This window comes from Acholeplasma granularum ATCC 19168, assembly GCF_000526235.1.
GTDB classification, from domain to species: domain Bacteria; phylum Bacillota_I; class Bacilli_A; order Acholeplasmatales; family Acholeplasmataceae; genus Acholeplasma; species Acholeplasma granularum.
Genome location: NZ_JAFR01000009.1, coordinates 20,995 through 46,845, shown reverse-complemented (window position 1 = coordinate 46,845; position 25,851 = coordinate 20,995). Strand labels below are relative to the sequence as shown.

The window sequence follows — 25,851 nt, the reverse complement described above, 5'->3', positions numbered from 1 at the left end:
TCGTTTACACTTGTTTTTCTATTACAAAGTCAGGATATCTATCATGAAATCTTAATTTTATATTTAAAAATTCTTCTAAGTCTTCTAATATATGAAACAATAGCGCTCTAGTTTCAAATTCTTGTCTATTTTTAGGTAATTTTTCATTTCTAAAATTATTTTTTAATTCCTTTAAACTTTTAAGTTGTTTGGTTGCATTATCGTCTGGTGCAATATCAGCAACTAAATCTTTTATATAGTTTGCAACAATTTGTTCAAACGGATGATGAACTTCTATTCTATCGACACATTCATACATTTTATTAATATAATTTAACTGGTTTCTACGCATATATAAATAGGCTAAGTATCTATGGTCATTATCAAATAATTTATCTTTATCTCCAAGTTCTGCTAAAAGTACTTGATTTGAAATTTTTTCATTTAAAAGTTCATAGTGCCTTAAATATTCCGGTCCATCTTCTTTTTTTATTAAATATAAATTTAACATATATAAATGGTCTTTTAACATTTGGTCTACTTCAATTAAAGATTTTTTCATACGTTGATTATAAAATTCTGGATAAAATAGATTGATTAATAAAGCTGAACCAACGCTAATTGAAATGATTCCAACACGTTCTAATATAAAAAATAAACTATGATCTTGTGCATCAAATATATGTTTTACTAATACAAGTGCAGGAATCAAACCTACATTAATTTTTAATACATATGATAAGTTGATAAATATTGCTAAAAATATAATTAATACCACTAAATGATATCCAAAAAAAATAAACATTACTGTTGATAATATAAGTCCCATTAATACATCTAAGTACCTATTGATACCGTCTTTTATAGTATCTTTTTTTGTTAGTGATACGCTTAATATACCAATCGTACCTACAAGAATATAGTCTTTTATACCAACAAAATATGCAATCAATCCTGATATAACAGCTACTATAACTAATTTAATTGTCGTATGTAGAATTTGTTTATACATTATTTATATATTTTACTCCATAAATATAGATCTGCTAAAACGATTGCTAAAGCATTTTCTAATACAATACCCACACGTCTTACAATGGCCGTATCATGACGTCCCCCGACTTCAAATGACTCTTCTGCATTCGTTTTTAAATTAAATGATTTTTGAGTTTTTGAGATACTACTAGTGGGTTTTACAAACACTCTAACAACAATATCATTACCATTTGAGATACCACCTGAGATACCACCTGAATGATTTGTTTTAGTTTTACCTAAACTATCTATATATACATCATTAAACTCTGATCCATACATATTTACACCGCTAAATCCAGTTCCTATTTCAACACCTTTAACTGCAGGAATAGAAAACATGATTTGACCTATTTTAGAATCTAATTTTTCAAACATTGGTTCACCTAAACCAATATCTACGTTTTTAACTTTTATTTCAACAATACCACCAACAGACTCTCCAAGTTCATGTACACTTTTTAAGTATTCATCAATTTTTGACATATCCTTTAGGCTTCCAACTTGAATAAGTTCATGACTAAATTCATATGGAAGCATTTGTTTTGCTAAGCTACCTGCAACAACTATAGGTGCAGTAAGTCTACCAGAAAAACGACCTCCACCACGGTAATCATGAAACCCACTATATTTTTTATATGCTACATAATCAGCATGTCCTGGTCTAGGTTGAGTAACTAAATGTTCATAATCTTTTGATACTACATTTTCGTTTGGAATCATTATATGTATTGGTGACCCTGTTGTAAATTCATTAAAAATACCTGATGTTACTTTAAAGTTATCCTTTTCTACTCTAGGGGTTGTTCCTATTTTTCCAGGTCTTCTTAAAAGTAAATCATGATGAACTAAATCCCAATTCAACTTTATACCCGGTAACATTCCATCTATAACAACACCGATTGCTTCTTGATGACTTTCACCATATAAAGTTATTTTAAATAATGTGCCTATACTATTCATAAAAGTTATCCTTTATATTTTTTATTAACGATTCATTTATGTTTATATTTTCATTAAACCAAAGATTTTGAGCATAAAGTGCTTGGATTATAAACATCTCTAATCCATTATAGCTTATTTTTGCTTGTTGCATAAGTTTAGTTTCTAAAGGATTATATATCATATCAAATACAATTTTTTCTTTAACTAAATCATCATCCAAAGGACTTTCGTAAATATTTGGATACATACCAACAGGAGTTGCATTAATTATTACATCAAATTTTAGATTATTTAATTCATTATAGTCAATTAGATTATCAAATTTTGAAGTTCTAGTTTTATTTCTAGTAACTATGTAAGGATTTAAATTTAAATCCTTACACACTTTATATGCAGATTTTGCTGCTCCACCGGTACCTAAAATTATGGTAGTTAATTGTTTTAACGGTATATTGGAAGATTCTAAAATATATTTAAAACCATCATAATCTGTATTATCACCAATAATTAGATTATCTTTTAAATAGATTGTATTTACAGCTCCAATACTTAAAGCTTTAGGTGTAATTACATCTAAATACTTCATAATTTGTTCTTTATACGGTATGGTAACATTAAATCCGTGCATTAAGTTTTTCTTTAATTTTTCTAAGTATTTTTGAACATCCTCTATTTTTTCTAAATCAATTAATTCATAATCTAACTTTCTATTTAAAGTTTTTGCAATAGCTTTATGAAGTTGTACTGATTTAGATTGAATGACAGGATGTCCAATTAGTCCAAATTTTTTCATTTTTCTAATCGTTTAGATATGTCCATAATTAATTTAAAGATTTCTTCATAATATGGCCACTGTTCTTTATTTAAAATTAACTCTTTTTTACTTTGAAGTACTTCTTCTTCTCTTTTAGGATCATAAATTGGTAGTTGATGTTCTTTTTTATATGCACCAATTTCTTTTACAACTTGAAATCTAAGTTCTAGTAATTTAACGATATCATAATCTAATTGATCAATTCTTTTTCTTAGTTCTTTAAGTGTCACTTATAAATACCCCCTAATTTAGTAAATTCTTCAAAAAAACTTGGATAACTTTTAGAAACGACAGTTTCATCATCAATTTTGATGTTGTTTTCACATTTGATTGATGCTATTGCCATTGACATAGCTATTCTATGATCTTTATAACTAGATACAGTTACATTTCCTTTAAAGGTGTCATTTCCATAAATAATTACAGAATCATCGGATAAATATTCAATTTTGGCACCTAATCTTTTCAAGTTAACAACCATTGCTTCTAATCTATCTGATTCTTTAATTCTTAGTCTTGAGGCATTAGTAATTACAGTCTCACCTTCAGCAAGTGCACCTAATACCATAAGTATTGGGCCAATATCTGGTGTTTGTCCAATATCAATTGTTATACCTTTTAGTTTTGAAGGATATACAATATAACCATCATTTAATTCTTCTATTTTCCCACCCATTTGTCTTACAAAATCAATCATTTTTTTATCGCCTTGTAAACTTTTCGGATTTAATCCTTTTAATGTGATTTTTCTGCCTATTAAGCCTGCTGCAATAAAAAATGCTGCTCCAGAAAAATCACCTTCTACATAGTAATTACCACTTTGATATTTTTGATTACCGAAAATGATGTATCCATCATTTACTTTATTTATTTTAATTCCAAACTTATTTAGCACATCAAGTGTTAAATCAATATAACCAACAGACTCTAAATGTGTTGTAAGCTCTATTTTAGAATCCCCTTCTACTAAAGGTAATGCATAAAGAAGGCCTGTAATAAACTGGCTACTAATATCACCTCTTAATGGGTATACACCATTTTTTAATATACCTTTAACAGTTAATGGTAAAAACTTATCACTTGGTCTTATAAATTCATATTTATCTTTAAATAGTTCTTCATATACAGAAAGTGTTCTATATGGTAGTTGATTACTTCCATTAAAGGTAATGCTTTTGTCTTGTAGCATTGCTATTGGTATTAAAAATCTTAGTGTTGAACCAGATTCAAAAGCATCTATTTGATTATTTACACAATGAATCTTGCTACCTGTAATTTTATTACCACTTATTTTTGCACCTAATGAAATGAGTGCATTTTTTGTTGCTACTAAATCGTCTGAATCAAGTATGTTTTCAATGACAGATGTACCTTCTGCAAGAGAGGCTGCTAATACATAACGATGAGATAGTGATTTAGATGAAACAATAGTAATTTCACCACTTAAATTTCTTGGAGTTATTTCTATCATTATAGTTGAACTCCTTTTTGAATGATTGGTTTACCAACATCCTTTAAATAGACAAATCTTAATCCATCTGAATAGTTCTTTTTGTCATATTGTATGTAACCTATAAATTGTTCTTTATCAAGGATTGGCTCTTTAATTAATTCTAGTCTTAACAATATCTTTTTTACTTCATCAAATAATAATGGATTGGTAACTTTACTTTTTATACCTAATTCTAGACTAAAAAGCATACCATAAGAAATTGCTACACCGTGCTTAATTGCATAGTCATAATGACGCTCGATTGCATGACCAAATGTGTGTCCAAAGTTTAAAAACATGCGTTCATTTTTTTCAAACGGGTCTTTTTTTACGATGTCTGCTTTAACTTCTATAGCCATTATTATTTCATTAATGGTAAGTTTATCATTTACCTTTAAATATTCATATAGTTTTGGATTACCAATTAATCCGGCTTTTAGTGTTTCTGCTAAACCATTTTTATACTCTACTTTTGGAAGTGTTGATAAGAATATTGGATCTATAAACACTTTTACAGGATTTTTAAATGCTCCAATAAGGTTTTTTCCTTGATTTAGATCAATACCGGTTTTACCTCCAATAGAAGAATCAACCATAGCTAGTAAAGTTGTTGGTATTTGAATAAAGTCAACACCTCTAAATAATGTTGCAGCTACAAATCCAGCTAAATCACCGACAACACCGCCACCTAAGGCGATAATTAAATTATTTTTTCTAATTTTCTTATCAAGTAGTTGGTTGATTACTCTTTCATAAGTTTTTAATGATTTAGATGATTCAAAGGGCTCGATACTAATAAAATGTAATGTGAAACTAGATAATTTTTTTATCATAAAATCTTTATATAGTTTGAATACATTATCATCTGTTATGATAAATATTTCTTTATAAGGATAAAAACTTCTAATTGATTCATCAATTTTATCCATTGTATCCTCACCTATTTGGATATCATATTGATTTAGATTTATTTTCATCAAACATCATTCTCCTTTGTTTGGATTTAATTAATTTATCTTTAAGTGATTTGGCATCACTTGATTGAATATCATATTTTATACTTTCTAATGTTTTAATGAATTCATCTGTCTTTTCAATTAATGCATTTTTATTATCTAAAAAAAGTTCTGTCCACATAGTTTCATTAATATTTGCTATTCTTGTTAAATCTCTAAATGAATCACCTGTTGCATCTTTTGTTTTATCTGAATGATCTATTAACATTAGTCCAACAGCTAGAAGATGTGTTAACTGTGAAGTATGTGCAATTAAATGATCATGTGCAGTTGCACTAAGGATTGTAATGTTTTTAAATCCAAAATCTTTTGCTAATTTTTTAAGTACTTTCAAATCATCAGGGGTATGTTTATTTGAATCTATAATTATAAAATTTGCACCCTTAAACATCGAAATATCTTTGTTAAAATATCCTGATTTTTCACGTCCAGCCATCGGGTGATGAGAAAGATAACGAACAGTGTTCGGAAGTAGTTGAAAAAGTGTTTCTAGTAAATGTGTTTTACTTCCTGATATATCTGTTACTAGTTGTGAATCAAAATACTCTAAGTATTTTTTTACAAAATCTATGTTTTGGTTTGGATACAGCGCTAAAATGACTAAATCTGCTGATTTTAAGTATTTTAGGTCGGTACCGAGAATAACCTTATCTTTTTTTGCATATTCTAGTACTTCTTCGTTTTTATCATAACCATAAACACTATAACCTAGATTGGTTAACATTTGAGCATAACTAGCTCCCATTAATCCGAGTCCAACAATAAAAACTTTCATCTATTTACTTGCTTAGTAAAAACTTTAGAAGTTTTTTCTAAGCGCTCCATCATATGTTCAAACTTATGTGGTTTAAGACTTTGAGCACCATCTGATAACGCATTTTCAGGGTCATGATGTACTTCAACAATAATACCATCTGCTTGCACTGCAAGAGCAGCTAGCGATAATGCCTCAATCATTTGCCATTTTCCAGCTGCATGGGATGGATCAACAAACACTGGAAGGTGTGATAATTCTCTAATAGCTAGTACTGCGGATATATCTAAAGTATTTCTTGTGTATTTTTCAAATGTTCTAATGCCACGCTCGCATAATATAACATTTTCATTACCACCAGCCATAATATATTCAGCACTCATCAACCATTCTTCAATGGTGTTACTTAATCCTCTTTTTAGCATCACAGGAACTTTTGTTTTACCTACAGCTTTTAATAAGTCAAAGTTTTGCATATTTCTGGCGCCTAATTGAATAATATCCACATATTTTATGAATTCATCAATATGCTCAGTTCCCATTAACTCACTAATAATTGCAAGACCATACTCATCAGCAACTTTACGCATCATTTTTAAGCCTTCTATACCTAATCCTTGAAATGCATACGGCGATGTTCTAGGTTTAAAAACTCCACCGCGTAGTATTTTAGATCCACTTTCTTTAACGGCTTTAGCAATAATTCTAAGTTGTTCTTCGTTTTCCACACTACATGGGCCACTCATAACAACAAATTCATTACCACCAATTTCTACACCATTTTTTAATGTGATTATTGTTGGCTCTTGTTTAAATGCTTTACTTGCTAGTTTAAAGGGGCTAGAAATTCTAGTTACACTTTCAACTCCAGGAAATACTTTTATTTGCTCTGGATCTAATGATTTAACATCACCTAAAATACCAAATAAAGTAACTGATTCACTTGAGGCATCCTTTATACCGAAACCTTTATCTATTAAATACTTTTGTAGACGAGAAATCTCTTTTTCATCTGCATCTATTTTCATTTTGACAATCATGTGTCTTACTCTCTTTCTATTTTAAAAACAAAAACTCCTTAAGGTATGTGCCTTAAGGAGTCATAAAATGATTTTTTTATGCTTGTTGGGTCACATTCCTTCATGTTACTTTATCTAACTAGAAAAAGGAATGCATTCTTGATTTGCAAATCCTTTTACATGTGATAGTAATAGTAATAATAGTTTGTTTTAAACATGTGTTTGCCCAACTTTCAATTCGTTGATGTAATTATACTAACATATTTTAAAATTGTTTACAATCGAAAAAATATTATTGTTTTAAAATATAACCAACAGAAATTGCTTTAGGGCCGCAATGAGCACCAACAACTGGCGTTAAATAATTACTAATTATTTGTCTATCTGGATATACTTCATGAATCATTTTTTTAATCGTTTCTACACCTTCATCATTGTGTGCATGTGATATAAATGTAATTACATCTTTATCTTTTGTATCTTCTAAATAAAGTTCAACAATACGAGCAATTGCTTTTTTTGATGTTCTAATTTTTTCTAACGTTTCAACTTTACCTTCTTGAGTTAAAGTTAAAACTGGTTTAATTTTTAAAAATGATCCTAGCGTTCCACTTAGTTTTGATAATCTACCGTTTTTCACTAAATAAAGTAGTGTATCAACAGCAAAATACATTTTATGATTATCCCTTATAAAGTTTAAAACATGTTTAATTTCCTCTATATTTGAGCCTAAATTAACCATATTTTGTGCAGTCATTGCCATATAACTTTCAGGATAAGCTAAAGTTTTAGAATCATATACATGCACCTTTAATTTTGTTTCTTTAGAAACTTGTATAATCGCATCATGTAGCCCCGATAGTGGTTTGGCAATCACAATTACTAATGCTTGTTTATATCCTTCTTTGTAAAGATTATTGAATGTTTTTAGCATGTGTCCTTGAGAAACATAACTTGTTTTAGGAATATTATCTGGTTCCTTTGTTAATCGACTATAAAAATCACTTGCACTAAGTTCAGTATAATCATCAAATGATTCAAATCCAAAGTTGATTTTACTTCTAAAAACATCTATGTTTTTATCATAATCTAAGTAATCAATCGCTGAATTTGAACAAACAATAACTTTAATTTTACTTGTCATTTTTCTTTAATAAATCCCTTATTTCAGTTAATAATAAAATGTCTTCAGGTATAACAACTGGTTCTGGTTTTGGAGGATTTTTTTCAAGTTCTAATTTTTCTAATCTTTCTTTTTCTTCCTTAATTAACTTTTGTTCCATTTCTTTACGTTTAATAAAGATATATAACACTAGATAAATTGTAAATGCAATAATTAAAAACTCAATAATAATTTGAATTAAATTTCCATATCTAATGTAGACATTGGTAAACTGCGAGATTCCGTCAATAACAACTTGGTTGCCCATATCATCTAAAATGGGTGTGCTTTTAATTAGAAGTTGTAGTTCTCTAAATTCAACACCACCTAATAAAACTCCGATCGGGGGTAAAATAATATCGTTAACTAAACTTGTAACAATTTTACCAAATGCTCCACCTACAATGACCCCAACAGCCATGTCAATGACATTGCCGCGCATAATAAAGTTTTTAAACCCCTTCATAAACCCATCCTTTCTTTGTTTCTTAGTTATTTTTATTTCTTGACTCATTTACTATTTCCTCCCAAGTATTTCATGTAGTTATTTCATATTATACACCTAAAAACGAAAGAAAACCATCCTTTTCACTTATGATAGGGATGGTTTTTAAGTATCATTTGAGCTCTATAAATTTGCTCTATTAATATAAGTCTCATGAGTTGGTGCGGATAGGTCATCTTTGAAAAGGATAATAATCGATTAGAAGCACTTTTAACATCTTGACTTAGGCCATAAGAACCACCAATAATAAACGTTATATTCGGTGTATAATTTGTAATTACTTTATCTAAGTTTTGTGCAAATGCTTCGCTTGTCATCTCATCGCCCTCTATGGCTAATGAAATAACATAACTATCCTTAGGTATTTTCGACAGTATTTTAATACCTTCTTTTTCCATACCGTTTAAATTAGGTTCATCACTCAATTCAATAATTTCAATATCTTTAAGTTGTTTTAAATAATCGTTCATTAATGACTTTAAGTTTTGTTGTTTGATTTTACCAACACAAATTATTTTTATCTTCATAGTTTGATTCCAGGCAGTGACTCTTGTGAGGCGTATATGATTTCCGTTTTTAAAATATCATCAAAATTATCAACAATCGCTTTTTCAATATCAAATGGGTCATTACACTCTTCGCTTACATGTGCAATAATCCATTTAGCCTTTTTATTTTGGATGAGCCTGTTCATTAATATAGCTGCTTCATTATTTGATAAGTGCCCATAAATACCTAAAATACGTTGTTTTAGCATAAATGGTCTCCTAGAATCAAGTAACCTTTTTGGATCGTGGTTTGCTTCTAATAAATATAAATCTGCATCTTTTAATACTTCATAATATGATTGGTCTACATATCCCGTATCCGTTAAGCAAACAAAACTTTTATTGTTCCAATCAAATCTAAATCCAACAGGTTCTTTTGCATCATGAGATAGTAATACTGGTAGTACATCAAATGATGCAAATTTAAATTTCTCATCTGCTTTAATTATATGTACATTCGGTAATAATGATTTTGTTTCATCACTTAAAGCATCAAGGGTGCCTTGAGTTAAATATACATCTTCAATTTGACCTGTTTTTAAAAATGCTAATAAGCCTAAAATATGATCACTATGTTCATGTGTCAAAAATAAAGTCTTAACTTGAGAAATATCTTCGCCATAAGCTTTCATTTTTGTAACTATTTTTTTGTAGCTAATTCCTACATCAATGAAAAAAGAAACAATATCGTTTTTTACAAATGTAATATTACCTTTAGATCCTGATGCTAATACAAATACTTCCATAAATTTCACCTAAGTATATTGTAGCATAATAAGACATGCAAAAAGAAGAGTTTTTAGCATGATATAAATATCATTTGTGGTAAAAAGTGGTTGCAATAAGTGCCAAAAAATGCTATATTATATGTGCTGTAATTTTTTAAACACAATTAAGGAGTGAAACGCATTCATGAATATACTAAAAAGATTCTTATCCGCAAAGAAAATCGCTATTTTTTTAATGGTGGCGGTTACTGCACTAACATTAGTAGCATGTGGACAAACAACTAAGGTTCCTTACGGTTCATTAGGAAATGATCCCTACTTAACAGTAGAAGGTTATACTGTAACAGAAAAACAATTATATGATCAATTAAGAACATCTTCATTAACTAGATTAAATCAATTCATTGATGAACAAGTTTTTAAGGACGTAGTTTTAAATACGTCAAATCTATCAGAATTTGAGGTTAAAGCATTTGAACAAGAAATCAATACAGCACTCTTCTCATCTGCAACGATCACAGCGAAACAAATAAGTGAATTCCCAGAAAGTGAAATTGCAAAACGTATACTTTCATATGCGGATTCATTTGTTATTACAAACCCAAGCGTAAGCGTTGATGATGTTATTAGCTATCTACAAACAGTTGTAGCTGATGTTATCGCAAGAGCTACTGCAGAAGGATTTGATGAAGACCTACCTTTTGTGTTTGGTTACTTAAATCAAGCTCAACATCAAACAATCGTTAATACAGTTATTAAGCAATATACATTGCCTGTATTAAAGAAAGTTTATGCAAATCAAGAATTAGGTAATGAGGTTGGTGAAAACCTACCTGGTGATATCAATGATAAAGATTCAGCTGCTTACATTTCCGAAGCACACGCTGTAACTTATTTTAGAAACAATATCGCAGGTAAATATGACACGACAGCACTTATTATTAAGTTTGATTCAGCAAAAGAACAAGAAATTGCTAGATTTAAACACGGTATTAAATCAAATGCACGTGGTGAATGGTTTAAATTACCAAATCTTGGCGACCAATCAGTTATTGATATTTTAAATGCTGGTTCTTCTCATGCTGAATGGCAAGACTACCATCAAGCAGTTGTAGATATTTTAGAAGATAACCTAAAATTAGTTCAAGGATCATTTGAAGTAATTGATTATAGAGAAGCTGCATATGCAACTTACTACAATAGTTATGTAATTAACTCAACACGTGATGCTGGATTATTACTTAATGACTTTACTGATAACAATCAATTATTAGATACATTCCTAGCAATCTATGATGAATTAAATGGTACAACATTATCAAATGATACTAGAGAAACTTTAGTTGAAAAATTAACTTTAGAATATACTAGTCCATTATTTACTGCAACACCTGAGTTAAGAACTCAAGTTTATGCAATGTCAACTGAAGTTTTATATGACAATGGTGATGGTGTTGATAAAGATAATAATCCTTATGCAAAACCATATTCACGTCAAATTCAATCTATTTCTGGAAACTCATATTTAATTTATGTACTAGAAGATGGACGTGCAGTTGATGAGAATGTTTTAAATGAAGAAAACAAAGATGAAATTAAATTTGAAGAAAATACAGAAGCTCAAGCAATCTTAGCAGATATTTACTCAAAATTAATTGAACAAAGATTAAATGCAACATATATTAATTCTAAAGTCACTGAAAAATATGAAAACGTTAAAATAGATATTTACGATCCAATTATTCGTGAATTATACAAAAACGGTGCATCATACAAAGGTTCAACTGGATTTAAAAATGATGATGTATTAGCTACAATTAATGGTACAGATTTAACAGTTGATGCATACTTTGAATTATTAGAGTCTACATTAGGTTTATCTACAGCCCTTGATTTAATCTTTATGGAAAAATTAAATGATTCTTACGGCAATAAAATTGAAGAAAAGGAAGAAGAATTTAGAAAACAATTAGAAACACAATATGTAAATCCATTCTTAGCTGACCAATATGCTTCTGCAGGTTTCCCAGCTAAAATCGGTTTAGAAAACTTCTTACTATTAGGTTTTGGTGCATGGGCACGTGATGGTAAGAGTGCTACTCAAGATGCTATTGATAAAGTATTTGTTCAACAAGAACTAAGAAAATTATTCCAAGAAGATCTAAGAGCACACTTCCCAGGAGATACTCCTTTAGAAAACATTTATACTAAGTTTGCTGATCTAGCAAATCACTTAAGAGATGTTGAAGTATCTATTGGTGCATCACACTTATTATTCCAAATCGATATTGACCGTGATGGTAAAGCAGATGATCCAACTAAGCTTGATGCTGCTGAACTTGCATTATATGAAACTTATGTATTAGAACTTACTGAAATTGTAAATAACCGTGCTAAATTGGAAAAAACAGTTGAAGCTGGTATTCAAAAAGTTGTTGACTCATATACAAACTCTACACGTTATGAGTTAACTATCTTAGATCAACCAGTACGTCCTGTAAGAGCTGATTTTGCAACTGTTGAAGATTATGAATTAGCAGTTGATGAGTACTTAGCAGACTTAGAAGCTTACCAAAACGGTTATAACAAAGAAGATGAATGGTTAAAATATAGAAAAGCTGGTATCCAATTAATCTATCAAGACTTAGGAAATATTAGTAACCAAACAAACTTCCCTAATGCTCAATCTAGATTAGATGAAGCATTCTATGAATACGCAATTAAACTTGCTAACCACATTAAAGATCAAGTCATTGATTCAACAGATGGTATCCCATCAAAAACTGAAATGGAAAATCGTGCTAAAGCAATTCTTCCATTATATGCACCAGCTGCAATCACAACTGATAACACAATCATAGTTGATGGAAACTCTGCTGTACGTAGTTCATTTGGATGGCATTTAATTATTGCTAAATCATATCAACATCAAGAATCAGCAATGTCTTCAACATTAACAAATAGTCAAAAAAATGCTTACACTTCTACTGTAGTAAATCCATTTAATGCAGAAGAAAAACTAATTGGCTATAATGAATTAGATCATGAATTAACATGGCAACAAATCTTAATTCATATTGAAGAATCTAAAACAGAAACTGGTGTTATTACATTACCAACAAATGTTAACTCAGCAATTACAAAATACTTTACACCGTTAATGTCAAACACAATGTATAACTCAAGTTATGTACAATTAGAAATTGCATTCTTATATATCTTTGAAGGCAATGTAGTTATTAGTGATAATCAAGATCAAAATACTAGACTTCAAGTATTAAGAAATGCAAACTTTAACCAATTCTTCAACTACTCATACTTTGAGGGTTATGATGGAACTGGTAATACAATCTATGATCAGGCACATAATGAATTCTATGCTGAATCATATGGCAATTTCTTTTCAATACTTAATCCAGAAGTTTAATTAACATAACTTCACTTAAACCACACAAATTAAATTGTGTGGTTTTTTTATTTTTTAACAAATAAAAAGACTACATAGCCATTAACTATGTAGTCTTTTTATAATCACTTAAATATTCGTTATATACTTCTAAAAATAGATCAACTAAGTAGGGGTCAAATTGTGTCCCTTTTTTATCAATTATCTCATTTATCGCTTCATTTTTATCAAATATATTCCTATATGGTTTATCTGATAACATGGAATCATATGCATCTGCAATTGCAATTATTCGTGCTCTTAATGGAATGTCTTCTCCAGCAATACCTCTAGGATAACCATTACCATCATAGTGCTCATGATGTGATAATATATCTTGAGCTATTTCTGCATAATCTGGTACACTAGATACAATTCTATAACCAATTTCACAATGTCTTTTTACTTGTTCCCAATCAGAAATTGTAAGGTCAGTAGGTTTTTGTAATATTTCATCATCAACACTAATGTTTCCAATATCATGTAATAATGCGACTGTTTCTAATAGTTTGAGTTCAGACTTTTTCATGTTTAGTTTTTCTCCAATAGCAAGACTCATTTGAATAATTCTATCAGAACGAAGTTTTTCATTTGGATTTTTATCATGAAGTGTCTGTAATATTGAATTGATAAAGTCTCTACGGTGTGAATGTTTTTCAAATAGTTTATGTTTATACATTCTTTCTTCGCTAATAGATAATATCTCATCTAGCGAATCTTTTTCATATTTTGTAGCAACACCATAAGATAAAGATATTTTTACACCTTCAAGCGTGTGATTTTCAATTTTTGATTCTAATTTATCGACAAAAATTTCCGCTTTATACTCATTCGTGTTAGGTAATAAATATACAAATTCATCTCCACCTATACGGAATAAATAATTATTACTATCGCTCACACATGATAATAAATTTGAAAACTCTATTATAATCTTATCACCCATTTGATGCCCCAAGGCATCATTAATTAACTTTAATCCATTGATATCACACGTTACAATTGAAAGTGGTGAATACTCTGGTGCACTAAATTTAAATAAATGTTCATGATATGATCTACGATTTAAAAGACCAGTTAAAGCATCATAATAACTTAGTTGTAAAATTTCTGATTCATGTTTTTTTTGTTCAGTAATATCTTTTACAAAAACTACTACACCAACAATATCTTTTCCCTTATATATTGGTGTAAAATGTTCTTCTAAGATTTTTCTTCCTTGAATCTCTATTTCTACAACTTTTAGTGATCCATTACCATTAAAAGCATCATTTATAGATTCTTTAATTGTAGATCCTATAATCTTATCTTTAATAATATCAATTAAATTATCTCCAACTTGAATATCAATATCGTATAATTTTTTAATTTGAATTTGATGAAATGCATTAAATGTTAAGTAATTAAACTTTTCGTCTAATACATAAATTTCAATTGAAGTTGAAGCATCTATTGAACTTTGAAGTAATATTTTTTGTGCCTTAACTAAATTTATTTGAGCAATTCTTTCTTTTTGGTTTTTCATAACTAATCCAATAATCATTGTAGTTATGGGAAATATAATTAGATAGATTACCCATAGATTTCTTAGGACATCTATATTGTTAGGTAAGAATAAGAATATTAAAAGTGTAAAAATATGAACAATAAGTCCAAACAATAAATATTCATAAGTTTTATTCTTAATTTTAAGTTTACTTGAATAATAACGCCATAATATACCTATTATTACACTCATAGCAATTGTTGATATACCTACAAAAAGACCAAAACCACCCAAATAAACTCTATAACCTATAGCAATCAAACCACCTATAATAGTTGATGTTGAACCAAAATAAAGTACACTAATTGAAAGTAGGATAGTTCTAGAATCAAAAACAAGTCCTTCAGAGAACTTAAAATTATTGCTCATAAGAATAATGGCTACCAGACCAATTAAAACGCCAGTTAGTATTTTACTAACCAATTTCTTAGTTTCTACTTGATAATTTGTAAGTGTATATAAAAAGACAACCGAAATTAATGTAAATATATTATTAAGTAGCGGTAGGATTGATAGTATTATTTCATCTATTTTCATAGTTTCTCCCTAATATGAAAATGCCTTGTACCTTAATTATATCAAAAGTCCTTTAACATATCATAAAAATAATATCATTGACATATATAATTAATAAAAGAACTCACACCGATTAAGTATCGTATGCAAGTTCTGTCTACCGTTTTTAATTAGTGTCAGTTTTTAATAAACTAACTCATAATAGAGTTTTTAAAGTTTAGGTTTATAAAATCTCATTTTGTCTAAAACAGCTAAGCTATTTGTAAATTCACCTGGTTTAGTTGAGTCTAGTGCATCTTTTAACTCTGTAAACTTAGAGTCTATTGAGTCTATATACCAAAGAAGTAAAGCTTCACCTGTTTGAGGCTTTTTAGGAGAACCAAAATTAAGAAGTCCATGATGTGAAACAATTAAATGTTTCAGTAATAATACTTCTTCTGTGTTTTCATATCCTAATTTTAGAGCTGATTTTTCGACCTCTAAACTTGCCATTACAAGATGGCCTAATAATTGACCTTCTTTAGTATATTCACCATCAACACCAGTCATTTCTTCAATCTTAGAAATATCATGTAAAATAGTCCCTGCATATAGTAAATCTGGATTTAAATAACTATAAACAGATAACATTGCATCAACCATTTTTAACATTGTAAATGTATGATAAGCTAAGCCTCCTACATAAGCATGATGAAATTTTGTAGCTGCAGGATGCAAATAGAAGTTTCCTTCATATTTATTATAAACATCACTTGTTACTTCAAAAAGAATTTTATTACTGATTTTATTTAAGTAAGATTCAATACCTTCTCTAATTTCATTTAATGGTAGTGGTGCATAATTATAAAAGTTAGAATAGTATTTATTTTTATCTTTTTGAGGTAGATCTGATGTTTCAAGAGGTGTGATTTTAGTTGCTTTATATTGAATAACATCTTCTCTATAAAACGGTTCTACTTCAAAAATAAATATTTTACCAATTGTAAGTAATTGATCATCTTTCATACCTAATTTAACATTAAAATGTTTTTTATCTTCTAGTGATAATGATGCATTACAGTAGTTATCACCTTTATTTATAGATTCTACTTTTCCAATAACAAAATCCATATTACACTTCCTTACTCTCGACGTATTTAGTTAAAGACTCTTTTGTATTAAGAACTTTTTTATTCAATATATCCGTAATCATTTCTTTTTTAATTTTCCCTAACCAAATACCTGCTTTTTTATTTTTGATATTCATAATTTCTTGGCTTGTAAGTGCAAGATCTAATTCTGATTTAATAGGTAGTTTTTCAAATCTATCTTGTATGCTACGGTTTAAATATTTTTGTTTGCCTAAATTAAAGTTTACTTTATTTGCAAGTAAGCAAATTTCTAATCCATACTGATATAATGCTTCATCAGATATTTCTTTTGGATAATTTAATGCTACTTCACTTGCTTTTAAGTACTTATTTCTATGTACATTAGAAAATGTCCACTCTACCGGGATTATACCTTTATTTAAAGTAAAACTTAGTGCAAAGAATGTATCAATAAATGGCATTTCCTCAAGTTTATTTACCCATAAAATGCCTTTTTCTAGTCCAGGTAGTACTTCATGTATCTTTGTATCAATTATGCTTTGAATCGCCATTTTCAAGTGTTTACCTTGTAGAATTTTAATGAGTTCTTTATGTACTCTTTCCATAGCAAGCTCTTTAATTAAGTGACGGTTATTAAGCATGGCTTCTTTAGTGTTTTCTTCTATTTCAAAGCCTAATTTAGATTGAAAATATAAAGCTCTTAATATTCTTAGGGCATCTTCATTAAAACGTGTACTTGGATCTCCAATTGCACGAATTAATTTATTTTCAATATCTTTTTGACCACCAACATAATCATATATATTTTGATATTCATCCATTAAAATACCATTAATTGTAAAATCTCTTCTATGAACATCATCTGTAACATTATCTGAGTATATTACAGAATCCGGATGTCTAAAATCAGATGTTGGGCCATCTGTTCTAAATGTTGTCACTTCAAATTGTAAATTATCATACAAAATTGTAACCGTACCATATTTTATACCAGAAGGTACTGCTTTAAAATGTTTCATGACCTCAAATGGTTTTGCATTTGTCGTAATATCAATGTCACTAAACTTTTCTTTCATTAAAAAATCACGAACTACACCACCTACTAAGTAAGCTTGATAACCGTGTTTTTTTAAATCTCTTATTAAATTTTTTGCTGATTTTATACTCAAAGTAATTTCCTCTAATTCTAATATATAATATACCTTTATTATTATATCAAAAAAACACATTTTCTTAAAGGATGGTGTGTTTTATGATATACTTTTTCATGAGGGTGATCTAAATGTATTACTTAGAAAAACAAGTAGAATCTAAAATAATTATTGATAGATCTGAATTTATTGGTATTTTAACTCCAATTTCAGATACTAAAGAAATACCAGAAATATTAAAATCTATTCGTAAAAAATATCCTAAAGCCAATCATTATGTCACAGCTTATGTGCTTGATAATACACAAGGTTCAAACGATGATGGTGAACCTTCCGGTACAGCAGGTGTACCTGTTTTAGAAATATTAAACGTTCATCAACTAAAAAATGTTTTAGCTGTAGTAGTTAGGTATTTTGGTGGTATTAAGCTTGGCGCTGGTGGTTTAATTAGAGCTTATGCTAAGTCTGCATCTGATGTGATAAGTCATGCCAGTTTACTTGAAAAAATACTGATGCATAATTATGAAATCACTTTTACTTATGACCTAATATCTAAAATAGATCATATATTTAACGATTATGTTACCGATAAATCTTACTTATCTGATGTTACCTATACATTGTCATTTAAATCTAATATGGAATTATTAGATGAACATGCCTATTTATTCAAGTCAATAAAAAACCAGGGAACTAAAGAAGTTTTAGTTCCCTGGAAAAAGTGATATTGTCTCTAATATAAATTTAGCTAACATATAACTTGTTAAAATTGAAATAATTAAATATGCTGCATTAATTTCAAATAGTCTATAACTTTTGAAATATTTTTCTATTTCTATAGCTTGAAGAATTCTAAATGTAATGAAAAATCCTAAAATAAATACGGACCAAAATATTAAATAAATAATATATTCATTCATTATTTTGTACCAAACAGACGATCGCCACAATCTCCTAATCCAGGTACGATGTAGCCTTTTTCGTTTAGTTTTTCATCCATTGCCGCTAAAAATATTGGTACATCTGGGTGATCTTTTTGAAGACGTGCTACCCCTTCAGGGCATCCTACTAAACCAACAAAGCGTACATCTTTAGCACCTCGTTGTTTTAACTCTTTAATCGCTGCAGTAGCAGATCCTCCCGTTGCAAGCATTGGGTCAACCACAATTACTACACCATCTATAATGTCTTCAGGAAATTTAGCATAATAAGTAACTGGTTCTAAAGTAGTCTCATCTCTATATAATCCGACATGGCCTATTTTAGCGCTTGGTATCATATCATGAATACCATTAACCATACCAAGACCAGCTCTTAGTATAGGAACAATCACTAATGATTTTTTAAGTTGTTTTGCAACTGTTTTTTGTATAGGTGTTTCAACAATGATATCAATTGTTTCTAAATCTTTAGTAATTTCATAAGTAATTAAAGCACCAATTTCACCAACATTTTCTCTAAAACTTTTTGTTGAGGTGTTTTTATCTCTAATAAGTGCCATTTTATGATCAATTAATGGGTGTGATAAGACAACAACTTTGTTCATTTTACTCACCCTTTTCCATATTTGCTATTTTTTCTACACGATTTGAGTGACGTGGTTCTTTATGAGCATTAAGGTAAGCATCTACAATTACTTTAGATTCTAATGCTGATTGTGTTCTACCACCAAATGCAATAATGTTAGCATGATTATGTTCTTTAGCAAGTCTTGCTGTTAATTCATCATAAACAAGTGCAGCACGAATACCTTCTACTTTATTTGCAGCTATACTCATTCCAATTCCAGTACCACAAATTAAAATACCAGCTTCTACTTCCTTATTTACTACAGCTTCTCCTACAATTTTTGCATAATCCGGATAATCAACCCTATCAACTGAAGTTGTACCATAGTCAACGACCTCATGACCTTTTAAAGTTAAATACTCGATAATTTCAGTTTTTCTATTAAATCCCGCATGGTCTGCGCCAATACCTATTTTCATAATCCACCGTCCTTATTTTTATTTATTATAACATAAAGTTATTATCAAAAAGTTAGTTACTATAAATCATTTAAAAAATAATTATTGATTGTCTTTATAATTAGCTCTTTTTCTTTCTTGAGCCGTTAAGTATCTTTTTCTAATACGTATAGATTTTGGTGTGATTTCAATTAATTCATCATCATTAATAAAGTCCATACAACCCTCTAAACTCATTTCAATTGGTCTTTTTAAGACAACTGTTGAATCTTTACCTGCTGAACGCATATTTGATAATTTCTTTTCTTCAACGACGTTAACAACTAAATCATTATCCTTATTGTTTACACCAACAATCATACCTTCATATACGGATGTTCTAGGTTCAACAAAAAATTGTCCACGATCTTCTAAGTGTCCGATTGCATATGCAGTTGTAAGTCCTGGTTTAAGTGAAATTAATGCTCCATTTACACGATTACCAACGGATTCTTCAATCAGTGGTCGGTAATCTAAGAAGATATGTGATAATACACCATAACCTTTGGTTGCAGTTAAAAATTGTGTCATTAAACCGATTAATCCACGTGATGACATATGGTAAATTAATCTAGTTTCATTCACCCCTTGATCCATTTTTATAACTTCACCTTTACGGTTACCTAATAATTCCATTACAGATCCTACATAATCATTTGGAGTATCTACTTGAACTTCTTCATAAGGTTCTTGTAAGATACCATCAATTTCTTTAATAATTACTTTAGGACGTGATACTTGGAATTCAAAGCCTTCACGGCGCATTGTTTCAATTAAAATACCTAAGTGCAATTCTCCTCTACCTGATACTAACCAGGCTTCTGAACCTTGTTCTTTTTCTACTTTTAATGAAACATCCTTTTGTGTTTCTTTAATTAATCTTTCTTGTATTTTAGAAGCTGTAACATGCTTACCTTCTTGACCAGCAAATGGTGAATTATTTGTTAAGAACGTCATTTGAACTGTTGGTTCATCAATATGAAGTAAAGGTAGCCTTGTTGTTTGTCCAACTTCTGTAATTGTATCTCCAACAAAGATATCTGATAAACCTGCGATTGCGACAATATCTCCAGCATGTGCTTCATTTGTTTCAACTTTGTTTAATCCACTATAACGATATAGTTTTTGAACTCTAAAGTTATCAACTAATCCGTTATGTCTTAAACATGATACAAATGAGTTTACCTTTAATGTTCCTTGAAATACTTTACCAATACCCATACGTCCAACAAATTCGTTATAGTCAATTAATGCTGGTTGGAATAATAATGGTCCATCGATATTCACCCTTGGACTGTCTACATGATTAATGATTGTATCTAATAAAGGTTTCATGTTTTTAGCTGTATTAAACTCTACATCAAAACTTGATAAACCTAAAAGACCTGATGCATAAATGATGGGAAATTCTAATTGTTCTTCTGTTGCCCCAAGATCAATAAATAAGTCAAATACTTGATTTACTGTCTTTTTAGGGTCAGCAAATGGTCTGTCGATTTTGTTAATAACAACAATCGGTTTTAAATTTTCTTCTAATGCTTTTCTTAATACAAACTTAGTTTGTGGCATAACACCATCTTTAGCATCTACTAAAAGTAGAACACCATCAACTAATTTCATAATACGTTCAACTTCACCACCAAAGTCAGCGTGACCTGGAGTATCCATAATATTAATACGATAGTTGTCGTATTCAATTGATGTTGCTTTTGCAAGTATTGTAATACCGCGTTCACGTTCAATGTCTATGTTATCCATTGCACGTTCTTGCATTGCTTGATTTTGTCTGTAATTTTCTGATTGTTGTAATAATTTATCTACTAACGTAGTTTTACCATGATCGACGTGAGCGATGATGGCGACATTTCTAATTTCCATATTTTTATTCATCCTTTTTTTAACCTTTATCATTTTATCATATATCTATAATAAAATTTAAAAAAAAGCCACATTTTATAATGTGACTCGAAAGTTATGTAAAAAATTATTTATTAAGGACATTTTGGATGTCTTTAAGTGTTACATCACCTTGTCTAATGATGATTAGTTCTTCTTTTGTAAAATCGATTACAGTTGAAGATGTTTCTGTTAATTTCAAATCATTAGGATATACTTTATCAACAAGATGTCCATAAGTTTTTAAAATTAGTTCATAATCATTTAAAGGTGCTTCATTTGATTGATTAACTGAAGTTGTTTTAAGAGGTCCTAACTTCTCAATTAACTCTAGAGCAAGTGGGTGATTTGGCATACGCACACCAATTGTCTTTTCACCAGAAACTTCAAAATATTGGGGTGTGCTATTTAGTATAATAGTTAGTGCCCCTGGCCAAAAGTTTTGAAGTATTATTTCAATGCTTTCATCCATTAAGCCAATTTGCTTAACTTGATCAATATTTGAAACTAATACTGCAATAGGCTTGTTAAAGTCTCTACCTTTAATTTCATATATTTTTTTTAGGCCCTCTTTATTTAGGTAAGGTGTACCCATACCATAAACTGTATCTGTTGGAAATATAATTATATGATTCATTTAAATAAATCCCCTATTAAAACAAAACTCATTCTATCTTTACCTTGTAGATCTTTAAGTTGTTTTATAATTGCATTTGGATGATACTTTAAAATCATTTCTTTTAACATGGCACTTTGAAACATACTATGTTCAAATCCAATAAATGCATTTGAATTTAAAAAGTTTTTAGATTCTTTTAAGATTATCTCATACGGTTCAAGACCTATTACGCCACCAAAAAGGGCTAAATTAGGCTCTTTTAATACAATGTCATCTACATGTTCATTGTTAGGTATATAAGGTGGATTTGCGATGATTATATCGTATTTTTTTGTAACATTAGAAAACCAATCAGATTGGAAGAAATTGACATTTCCACCAAGTTCATTATTATTTATCTTAGCAACTTCTAAAGCTTTAGTTGATACATCAATTGCATCCACATTTAAATTATCTTCTTCTAAAGATAATGTAATTGCAATATTACCACTACCTGTACCTAAGTCTAATACATCTACTTTTTTATTTGAAAAATACTGATCATATATCAAAAGTGTTTCTTCAACAAGCTCTTCAGTTTCACGTCTTGGAATTAATACATGTTCATTTACTTTAAATTTATAGCCGTAAAAGTATGAAAAACCGGTGATGTGTTGAACTGGTATATTTTCAAATACATACTTTTTATAACCTGATTCAATTAAAGATTCAATTTCTAAAGATACTTCAGTATTTAAATTTGCATAAAATTGGGTTGGGCTATAACCTGATAGTTCAGTAATTAACCATTTGATTGCATGTGGGTCTTTATTATGTTTGATGGTTAATTTTTCATAGTGGTCTACTAATTTTTGTAGTTTCACTTTTTTTCACCTTGTAGTAATTCTTTTTGGAATTCATTAATTAATGGTTCAATAATCAAATCAATTTTTCCATCCATAATTGCATCTAATCTGTTTAAGGTTAAACCAATTCTATGATCTGTTACTCTATTTTGTGGATAATTATATGTTCTAATTTTTTCACTACGATTTCCACGACCAATTAAACTTTTTCTAGTTTCGCCTTCTTTTTCTAGTTGTTCTTGTAAGACTTTATCGTAGATACGTGTTACTAATAATTTATACGCTCTATCTTTGTTTTCATGTTGTGATCTTTCTTCTTGAGATGTTACAACAACATTGGTTGGTATGTGTGTTAAACGTACTGCTGAATATGTTGTGTTAACTGATTGTCCACCGGCACCTGATGAGTTATATGTATCAAAACGAATGTCTTCCCATTTAACATCATATTCAATTTCTTGTTGTTCAGCTAGTGCTAAAACTACAGCGGTTGAAGTATGTATTCTACCTTGGCTTTCTGTTTCAGGTACTCGTTGTACACGGTGTACACCTGATTCATGTTTTAAGTAACTATATGCACCTTGTCCAGAAACGATAAATTCAATACTTGCAAATCCACCACTACTACCGTGTGAGATATTTACAACAGAAACCTTCCAACCCTTACTTTCAGCGTACTTAGAATACATTCTAAAAAGATCTCCTGCAAAAATATTTCCCTCATCACCACCAGCAGCACCCTTAATTTCAATAATAACGTTTTTATCGTCATCTGGGTCTTTTGGTATCAGTAATATTCTTAATTCTTCTTCTAATGTTTCTAAAGTGTTTTCTAGTTTTTTAGCTTCTTGTTTGGCTTCTTCAAGGAGTGTTGGTTCATCTTCCATATCTAATAAAACATGTACATCTTCTAATTCTTTTTTTAAACCAAGGTATTTATCATATGTTAAAACAGCATCCTCTAGATCCCTTAGTTCCTTCATTAATTTAGTTATTTCTTTTACATCTGTTATACCTGAGGCAAGTTTATCTTGTAATTCTAGGTATGTTTTTTTCATGACATCTAATCTATCAAACATATGTTTACTCCTTAAAATATAGAATAGCCGATGAGCCCTAATACACCTGCGATAATTATTAAAAATATTGGATTTATTTTTTTAAAAACAACTGATGCTAATAATACGACTGCAAATATCACAATACCTATATAATCTGCATCAAATTTAAATAATCCGTCCATACCACCAAAATTGGCTTGGATAAATACTGAGATTCCCGCAGATAAAATAAGGCCGATTGTAAGCGGGTTAATCCATGCTAAAGCCATTTTTGCAGCCTTAGTCGTTAATATTTTAGCACTAAAATAAGCGATTAATAAAATTATGATAAAACTTGGTAAAACAACGCCTAATGTTGCAAATACTGAGCCTAATAAACCATGTGTATTATATCCAACAAATGTTGCAATATTTATTGCAAAAGGCCCAGGTGTTGATTCTGCAATACCTATAAATTGATCGACTTGGATAATTGTTAAATAATGATTTTGAACTACCTCAGTACGAATAAGTGGTATCATTGCATATCCACCTCCAAAGGTGAATAATCCAATTTTAAAGAAAATGAAAAATAGCCTTATTAACTCAAATACCATTTTCTTCACCTCTTAAAAATACATATCCATAAATAATTGCACTAATAGCAGTTATTAAAATTAAATACACAATTGAAAAACTAGGAATAAAAAGTGATACAGCAAATCCAATAATCATTAAAACTACATTTGTAACTGTTATTCCTAATTGTTTGGTTAGTCTAAACCATGCTTGAAAGATTAATACAGAAACACCTGCGTTAATTCCTTTTAATGTATTTTGAATATATATATTTGCATTAAATGCCTCTAAAAATATTGATATTAAAATGATTATAATAAAACTCGGTAATACAACACCAAGTGTTGCAAAAAAAGACCCTAGAAACCCTCTTTGATGATGTCCTATATAAGTTGCACTATTTACTGCAAATGGTCCAGGTGTTGATTGAGATATACCTAGTAAATCTAACATAGTTTTACCGTCAATCCAACCCTTGTTTTCAACAAGTTCACGTTCCATTACACGCATCATTGCATATCCACCTCCGAAGGTGAATAATCCTATTTTAAAGAAAGTAATAAATATTTGAAAGTATGATGTTTTTGCCATATTTACCTCCGTTTGTAGTCATACGCCTGTATATTTTACCACAAATGAGGTTTTTTTGTTATACTATACTTATACAAATAAGGAGGTATATTTTATGAATAATCAGTTACATCAGGGATTAAATAAAGAGGTAGCTAATCTTTTTGTTTTATTTACGAAGCTACATCATTTTCACTGGTTTGTAGAGGGTAATCAATTTTTCATATTACATGAAAAATTTGAAGAACTTTATGATGAGGTCAATGAATTATACGACCAATTTGCAGAACGTTTAATCACTATAGGTGGTAAGCCTGCTTCCAAATTAAGTGACTACTTAAAGTTAACTACTTTAAAAGAAACTGATAACTTAGATTCTAACAAAATGGTTGGAGAGTTATTACAAGATTTAAAACAACTTGTTAAAGAATTTAAGGAACTAACTTCAGTTAGTCAAGAATTAGGAGATGAACAAACAGCAGATTTATTAATTAGTACTGTTTCATCTTTTGAAAAACATATTTGGATGTTTACAGCTTTTAATAAATAA

General features: G+C 29.4%; 27 protein-coding genes. 3 read left to right on the top strand and 24 right to left on the bottom strand.

Annotated elements, in window-relative coordinates:
• Window positions 1–4: 4 nt before the first annotated feature.
• From G324_RS0103955 to G324_RS07260, 12 genes are all read right to left on the bottom strand, one after another.
• On the bottom strand, window positions 5–991 hold the full coding sequence (locus tag G324_RS0103955; RefSeq protein ID WP_025725102.1) for an aromatic acid exporter family protein: 987 nt from the start codon (window positions 989–991) through the stop codon (window positions 5–7).
• Window positions 991–1,977, bottom strand: coding sequence for a chorismate synthase (locus tag G324_RS0103950; protein WP_025725101.1), 987 nt, complete (start codon window positions 1,975–1,977; stop codon window positions 991–993). The genes G324_RS0103955 and G324_RS0103950 overlap by 1 nt, the downstream gene beginning before the upstream one ends.
• Window positions 1,970–2,752 carry a shikimate dehydrogenase family protein gene (locus G324_RS0103945; RefSeq protein WP_025725100.1) on the bottom strand — a complete coding sequence of 261 codons (783 nt, stop codon included), beginning with the start codon at window positions 2,750–2,752 and terminating at the stop codon, window positions 1,970–1,972. Before G324_RS0103945 ends, G324_RS0103950 begins: the two co-directional genes overlap by 8 nt.
• The gene (locus G324_RS0103940) at window positions 2,749–3,003 is read right to left on the bottom strand and encodes a chorismate mutase (protein ID WP_162146885.1); all 255 of its coding nucleotides are present in this window, start codon (window positions 3,001–3,003) and stop codon (window positions 2,749–2,751) included. Before G324_RS0103940 ends, G324_RS0103945 begins: the two co-directional genes overlap by 4 nt.
• Window positions 3,000–4,244 carry a 3-phosphoshikimate 1-carboxyvinyltransferase gene (aroA, locus tag G324_RS0103935; protein WP_162146884.1) on the bottom strand — a complete coding sequence of 415 codons (1,245 nt, stop codon included), beginning with the start codon at window positions 4,242–4,244 and terminating at the stop codon, window positions 3,000–3,002. Before aroA ends, G324_RS0103940 begins: the two co-directional genes overlap by 4 nt.
• Window positions 4,244–5,242 (bottom strand): 3-dehydroquinate synthase, encoded by a 999-nt coding sequence (aroB, locus tag G324_RS0103930; protein WP_035357334.1) that lies wholly within the window; start codon window positions 5,240–5,242, stop codon window positions 4,244–4,246. Before aroB ends, aroA begins: the two co-directional genes overlap by 1 nt.
• On the bottom strand, window positions 5,217–6,056 hold the full coding sequence (locus tag G324_RS0103925) for a prephenate dehydrogenase (protein WP_162146883.1): 840 nt from the start codon (window positions 6,054–6,056) through the stop codon (window positions 5,217–5,219). The genes aroB and G324_RS0103925 overlap by 26 nt, the downstream gene beginning before the upstream one ends.
• Entirely contained in the window at window positions 6,053–7,075 is a 1,023-nt protein-coding gene (aroF, locus tag G324_RS0103920; RefSeq protein WP_162146882.1) for a 3-deoxy-7-phosphoheptulonate synthase, read from the bottom strand. Before aroF ends, G324_RS0103925 begins: the two co-directional genes overlap by 4 nt.
• A gap of 271 nt (window positions 7,076–7,346) precedes the next feature.
• Entirely contained in the window at window positions 7,347–8,198 is an 852-nt protein-coding gene (locus tag G324_RS0103915; protein ID WP_025725094.1) for a DegV family protein, read from the bottom strand.
• On the bottom strand, window positions 8,188–8,730 hold the full coding sequence (gene mscL, locus G324_RS0103910; protein WP_025725093.1) for a large conductance mechanosensitive channel protein MscL: 543 nt from the start codon (window positions 8,728–8,730) through the stop codon (window positions 8,188–8,190). The genes G324_RS0103915 and mscL overlap by 11 nt, the downstream gene beginning before the upstream one ends.
• Window positions 8,731–8,804: 74 nt before the next feature.
• Window positions 8,805–9,248, bottom strand: a complete 444-nt coding sequence (locus G324_RS0103905) for a 23S rRNA (pseudouridine(1915)-N(3))-methyltransferase RlmH (protein ID WP_035357372.1) — start codon at window positions 9,246–9,248, stop codon at window positions 8,805–8,807.
• Window positions 9,245–10,015 carry an MBL fold metallo-hydrolase gene (locus G324_RS07260; protein ID WP_162146881.1) on the bottom strand — a complete coding sequence of 257 codons (771 nt, stop codon included), beginning with the start codon at window positions 10,013–10,015 and terminating at the stop codon, window positions 9,245–9,247. The genes G324_RS0103905 and G324_RS07260 overlap by 4 nt, the downstream gene beginning before the upstream one ends.
• Window positions 10,016–10,181: 166 nt before the next feature.
• On the opposite strand from G324_RS07260, the gene G324_RS0103895 reads away from it, so the two are divergent.
• Window positions 10,182–13,424: a hypothetical protein gene (locus tag G324_RS0103895; protein WP_025725090.1), complete on the top strand. Its 3,243-nt coding sequence runs from the start codon at window positions 10,182–10,184 to the stop codon at window positions 13,422–13,424.
• Between the two features lie 85 nt (window positions 13,425–13,509).
• Here the strand turns inward: G324_RS0103895 and G324_RS07690 are convergent, their stop codons facing one another.
• The 3 genes from G324_RS07690 to G324_RS07245 form a co-directional block, all read right to left on the bottom strand.
• Window positions 13,510–15,525: an HD domain-containing phosphohydrolase gene (locus tag G324_RS07690; protein WP_025725089.1), complete on the bottom strand. Its 2,016-nt coding sequence runs from the start codon at window positions 15,523–15,525 to the stop codon at window positions 13,510–13,512.
• Window positions 15,526–15,714: 189 nt separating this feature from the next.
• Window positions 15,715–16,614 (bottom strand): HD domain-containing protein, encoded by a 900-nt coding sequence (locus G324_RS07250; protein ID WP_035357331.1) that lies wholly within the window; start codon window positions 16,612–16,614, stop codon window positions 15,715–15,717.
• A 1-nt stretch (window position 16,615) separates the two neighbouring features.
• Complete coding sequence (locus tag G324_RS07245; protein WP_051457524.1) at window positions 16,616–17,764, bottom strand: CCA tRNA nucleotidyltransferase; 1,149 nt, start codon at window positions 17,762–17,764, stop codon at window positions 16,616–16,618.
• Between the two features lie 113 nt (window positions 17,765–17,877).
• Between G324_RS07245 and G324_RS0103875 the strand changes: the two genes are divergently transcribed.
• A complete protein-coding gene (locus G324_RS0103875; RefSeq protein WP_162146880.1) occupies window positions 17,878–18,471 on the top strand; it encodes an IMPACT family protein in 594 nt (197 codons plus the stop codon).
• Here the strand turns inward: G324_RS0103875 and G324_RS0103870 are convergent.
• The 9 genes from G324_RS0103870 to G324_RS0103830 all read right to left on the bottom strand — a co-directional run bounded on the left by G324_RS0103870 (window position 18,451) and on the right by G324_RS0103830 (window position 25,322).
• A complete protein-coding gene (locus tag G324_RS0103870; RefSeq protein WP_025725087.1) occupies window positions 18,451–18,666 on the bottom strand; it encodes a DUF1146 family protein in 216 nt (71 codons plus the stop codon). The two genes, G324_RS0103875 and G324_RS0103870, sit on opposite strands and share 21 nt — an antisense overlap.
• Window positions 18,666–19,292, bottom strand: a complete 627-nt coding sequence (gene upp, locus G324_RS0103865; RefSeq protein WP_025725086.1) for a uracil phosphoribosyltransferase — start codon at window positions 19,290–19,292, stop codon at window positions 18,666–18,668. Before upp ends, G324_RS0103870 begins: the two co-directional genes overlap by 1 nt.
• A 1-nt stretch (window position 19,293) precedes the next feature.
• Window positions 19,294–19,734 (bottom strand): ribose 5-phosphate isomerase B, encoded by a 441-nt coding sequence (rpiB, locus tag G324_RS0103860; protein WP_025725085.1) that lies wholly within the window; start codon window positions 19,732–19,734, stop codon window positions 19,294–19,296.
• A gap of 81 nt (window positions 19,735–19,815) precedes the next feature.
• A complete protein-coding gene (gene typA / locus G324_RS0103855) occupies window positions 19,816–21,642 on the bottom strand; it encodes a translational GTPase TypA (protein ID WP_025725084.1) in 1,827 nt (608 codons plus the stop codon).
• A gap of 94 nt (window positions 21,643–21,736) precedes the next feature.
• Complete coding sequence (locus tag G324_RS0103850) at window positions 21,737–22,285, bottom strand: L-threonylcarbamoyladenylate synthase (protein WP_025725083.1); 549 nt, start codon at window positions 22,283–22,285, stop codon at window positions 21,737–21,739.
• Complete coding sequence (gene prmC, locus G324_RS0103845) at window positions 22,282–23,130, bottom strand: peptide chain release factor N(5)-glutamine methyltransferase (protein WP_162146879.1); 849 nt, start codon at window positions 23,128–23,130, stop codon at window positions 22,282–22,284. Before prmC ends, G324_RS0103850 begins: the two co-directional genes overlap by 4 nt.
• Entirely contained in the window at window positions 23,127–24,191 is a 1,065-nt protein-coding gene (gene prfA, locus G324_RS0103840) for a peptide chain release factor 1 (protein WP_162146878.1), read from the bottom strand. The genes prmC and prfA overlap by 4 nt, the downstream gene beginning before the upstream one ends.
• 11 nt (window positions 24,192–24,202) lie before the next feature.
• Window positions 24,203–24,769, bottom strand: a complete 567-nt coding sequence (locus G324_RS0103835; protein ID WP_025725080.1) for a chromate transporter — start codon at window positions 24,767–24,769, stop codon at window positions 24,203–24,205.
• A complete protein-coding gene (locus tag G324_RS0103830; RefSeq protein ID WP_162146877.1) occupies window positions 24,759–25,322 on the bottom strand; it encodes a chromate transporter in 564 nt (187 codons plus the stop codon). Before G324_RS0103830 ends, G324_RS0103835 begins: the two co-directional genes overlap by 11 nt.
• Before the next feature lie 94 nt (window positions 25,323–25,416).
• On the opposite strand from G324_RS0103830, the gene G324_RS0103825 reads away from it, so the two are divergent.
• Window positions 25,417–25,851 (top strand): Dps family protein, encoded by a 435-nt coding sequence (locus tag G324_RS0103825; RefSeq protein WP_025725078.1) that lies wholly within the window; start codon window positions 25,417–25,419, stop codon window positions 25,849–25,851.

Coding starts and splice junctions, on each gene's coding strand:
- upp (WP_025725086.1), bottom strand. CDS start 19,292: ATGAACAAAGTTGTTGTCTTATCACACCCATTAATTGATCATAAAATG.
- G324_RS0103955 (WP_025725102.1), bottom strand. CDS start 991: ATGTATAAACAAATTCTACATACGACAATTAAATTAGTTATAGTAGCT.
- G324_RS07260 (WP_162146881.1), bottom strand. CDS start 10,015: ATGGAAGTATTTGTATTAGCATCAGGATCTAAAGGTAATATTACATTT.
- G324_RS0103950 (WP_025725101.1), bottom strand. CDS start 1,977: ATGAATAGTATAGGCACATTATTTAAAATAACTTTATATGGTGAAAGT.
- G324_RS0103825 (WP_025725078.1), top strand. CDS start 25,417: ATGAATAATCAGTTACATCAGGGATTAAATAAAGAGGTAGCTAATCTT.
- typA (WP_025725084.1), bottom strand. CDS start 21,642: ATGAATAAAAATATGGAAATTAGAAATGTCGCCATCATCGCTCACGTC.
- G324_RS0103850 (WP_025725083.1), bottom strand. CDS start 22,285: ATGAATCATATAATTATATTTCCAACAGATACAGTTTATGGTATGGGT.
- aroA (WP_162146884.1), bottom strand. CDS start 4,244: ATGATAGAAATAACTCCAAGAAATTTAAGTGGTGAAATTACTATTGTT.
- prfA (WP_162146878.1), bottom strand. CDS start 24,191: ATGTTTGATAGATTAGATGTCATGAAAAAAACATACCTAGAATTACAA.
- G324_RS0103830 (WP_162146877.1), bottom strand. CDS start 25,322: ATGGCAAAAACATCATACTTTCAAATATTTATTACTTTCTTTAAAATA.
- G324_RS0103915 (WP_025725094.1), bottom strand. CDS start 8,198: ATGACAAGTAAAATTAAAGTTATTGTTTGTTCAAATTCAGCGATTGAT.
- rpiB (WP_025725085.1), bottom strand. CDS start 19,734: ATGAAAATAGGTATTGGCGCAGACCATGCGGGATTTAATAGAAAAACT.
- G324_RS0103925 (WP_162146883.1), bottom strand. CDS start 6,056: ATGAAAGTTTTTATTGTTGGACTCGGATTAATGGGAGCTAGTTATGCT.
- G324_RS07690 (WP_025725089.1), bottom strand. CDS start 15,525: ATGAAAATAGATGAAATAATACTATCAATCCTACCGCTACTTAATAAT.
- aroB (WP_035357334.1), bottom strand. CDS start 5,242: ATGAAAATAAATCTAAATCAATATGATATCCAAATAGGTGAGGATACA.
- G324_RS0103905 (WP_035357372.1), bottom strand. CDS start 9,248: ATGAAGATAAAAATAATTTGTGTTGGTAAAATCAAACAACAAAACTTA.
- G324_RS0103945 (WP_025725100.1), bottom strand. CDS start 2,752: ATGAAAAAATTTGGACTAATTGGACATCCTGTCATTCAATCTAAATCA.
- G324_RS0103895 (WP_025725090.1), top strand. CDS start 10,182: ATGAATATACTAAAAAGATTCTTATCCGCAAAGAAAATCGCTATTTTT.
- G324_RS0103875 (WP_162146880.1), top strand. CDS start 17,878: ATGTATTACTTAGAAAAACAAGTAGAATCTAAAATAATTATTGATAGA.
- aroF (WP_162146882.1), bottom strand. CDS start 7,075: ATGATTGTCAAAATGAAAATAGATGCAGATGAAAAAGAGATTTCTCGT.
- mscL (WP_025725093.1), bottom strand. CDS start 8,730: ATGAGTCAAGAAATAAAAATAACTAAGAAACAAAGAAAGGATGGGTTT.
- G324_RS0103835 (WP_025725080.1), bottom strand. CDS start 24,769: ATGGTATTTGAGTTAATAAGGCTATTTTTCATTTTCTTTAAAATTGGA.
- G324_RS0103870 (WP_025725087.1), bottom strand. CDS start 18,666: ATGAATGAATATATTATTTATTTAATATTTTGGTCCGTATTTATTTTA.
- G324_RS07250 (WP_035357331.1), bottom strand. CDS start 16,614: ATGGATTTTGTTATTGGAAAAGTAGAATCTATAAATAAAGGTGATAAC.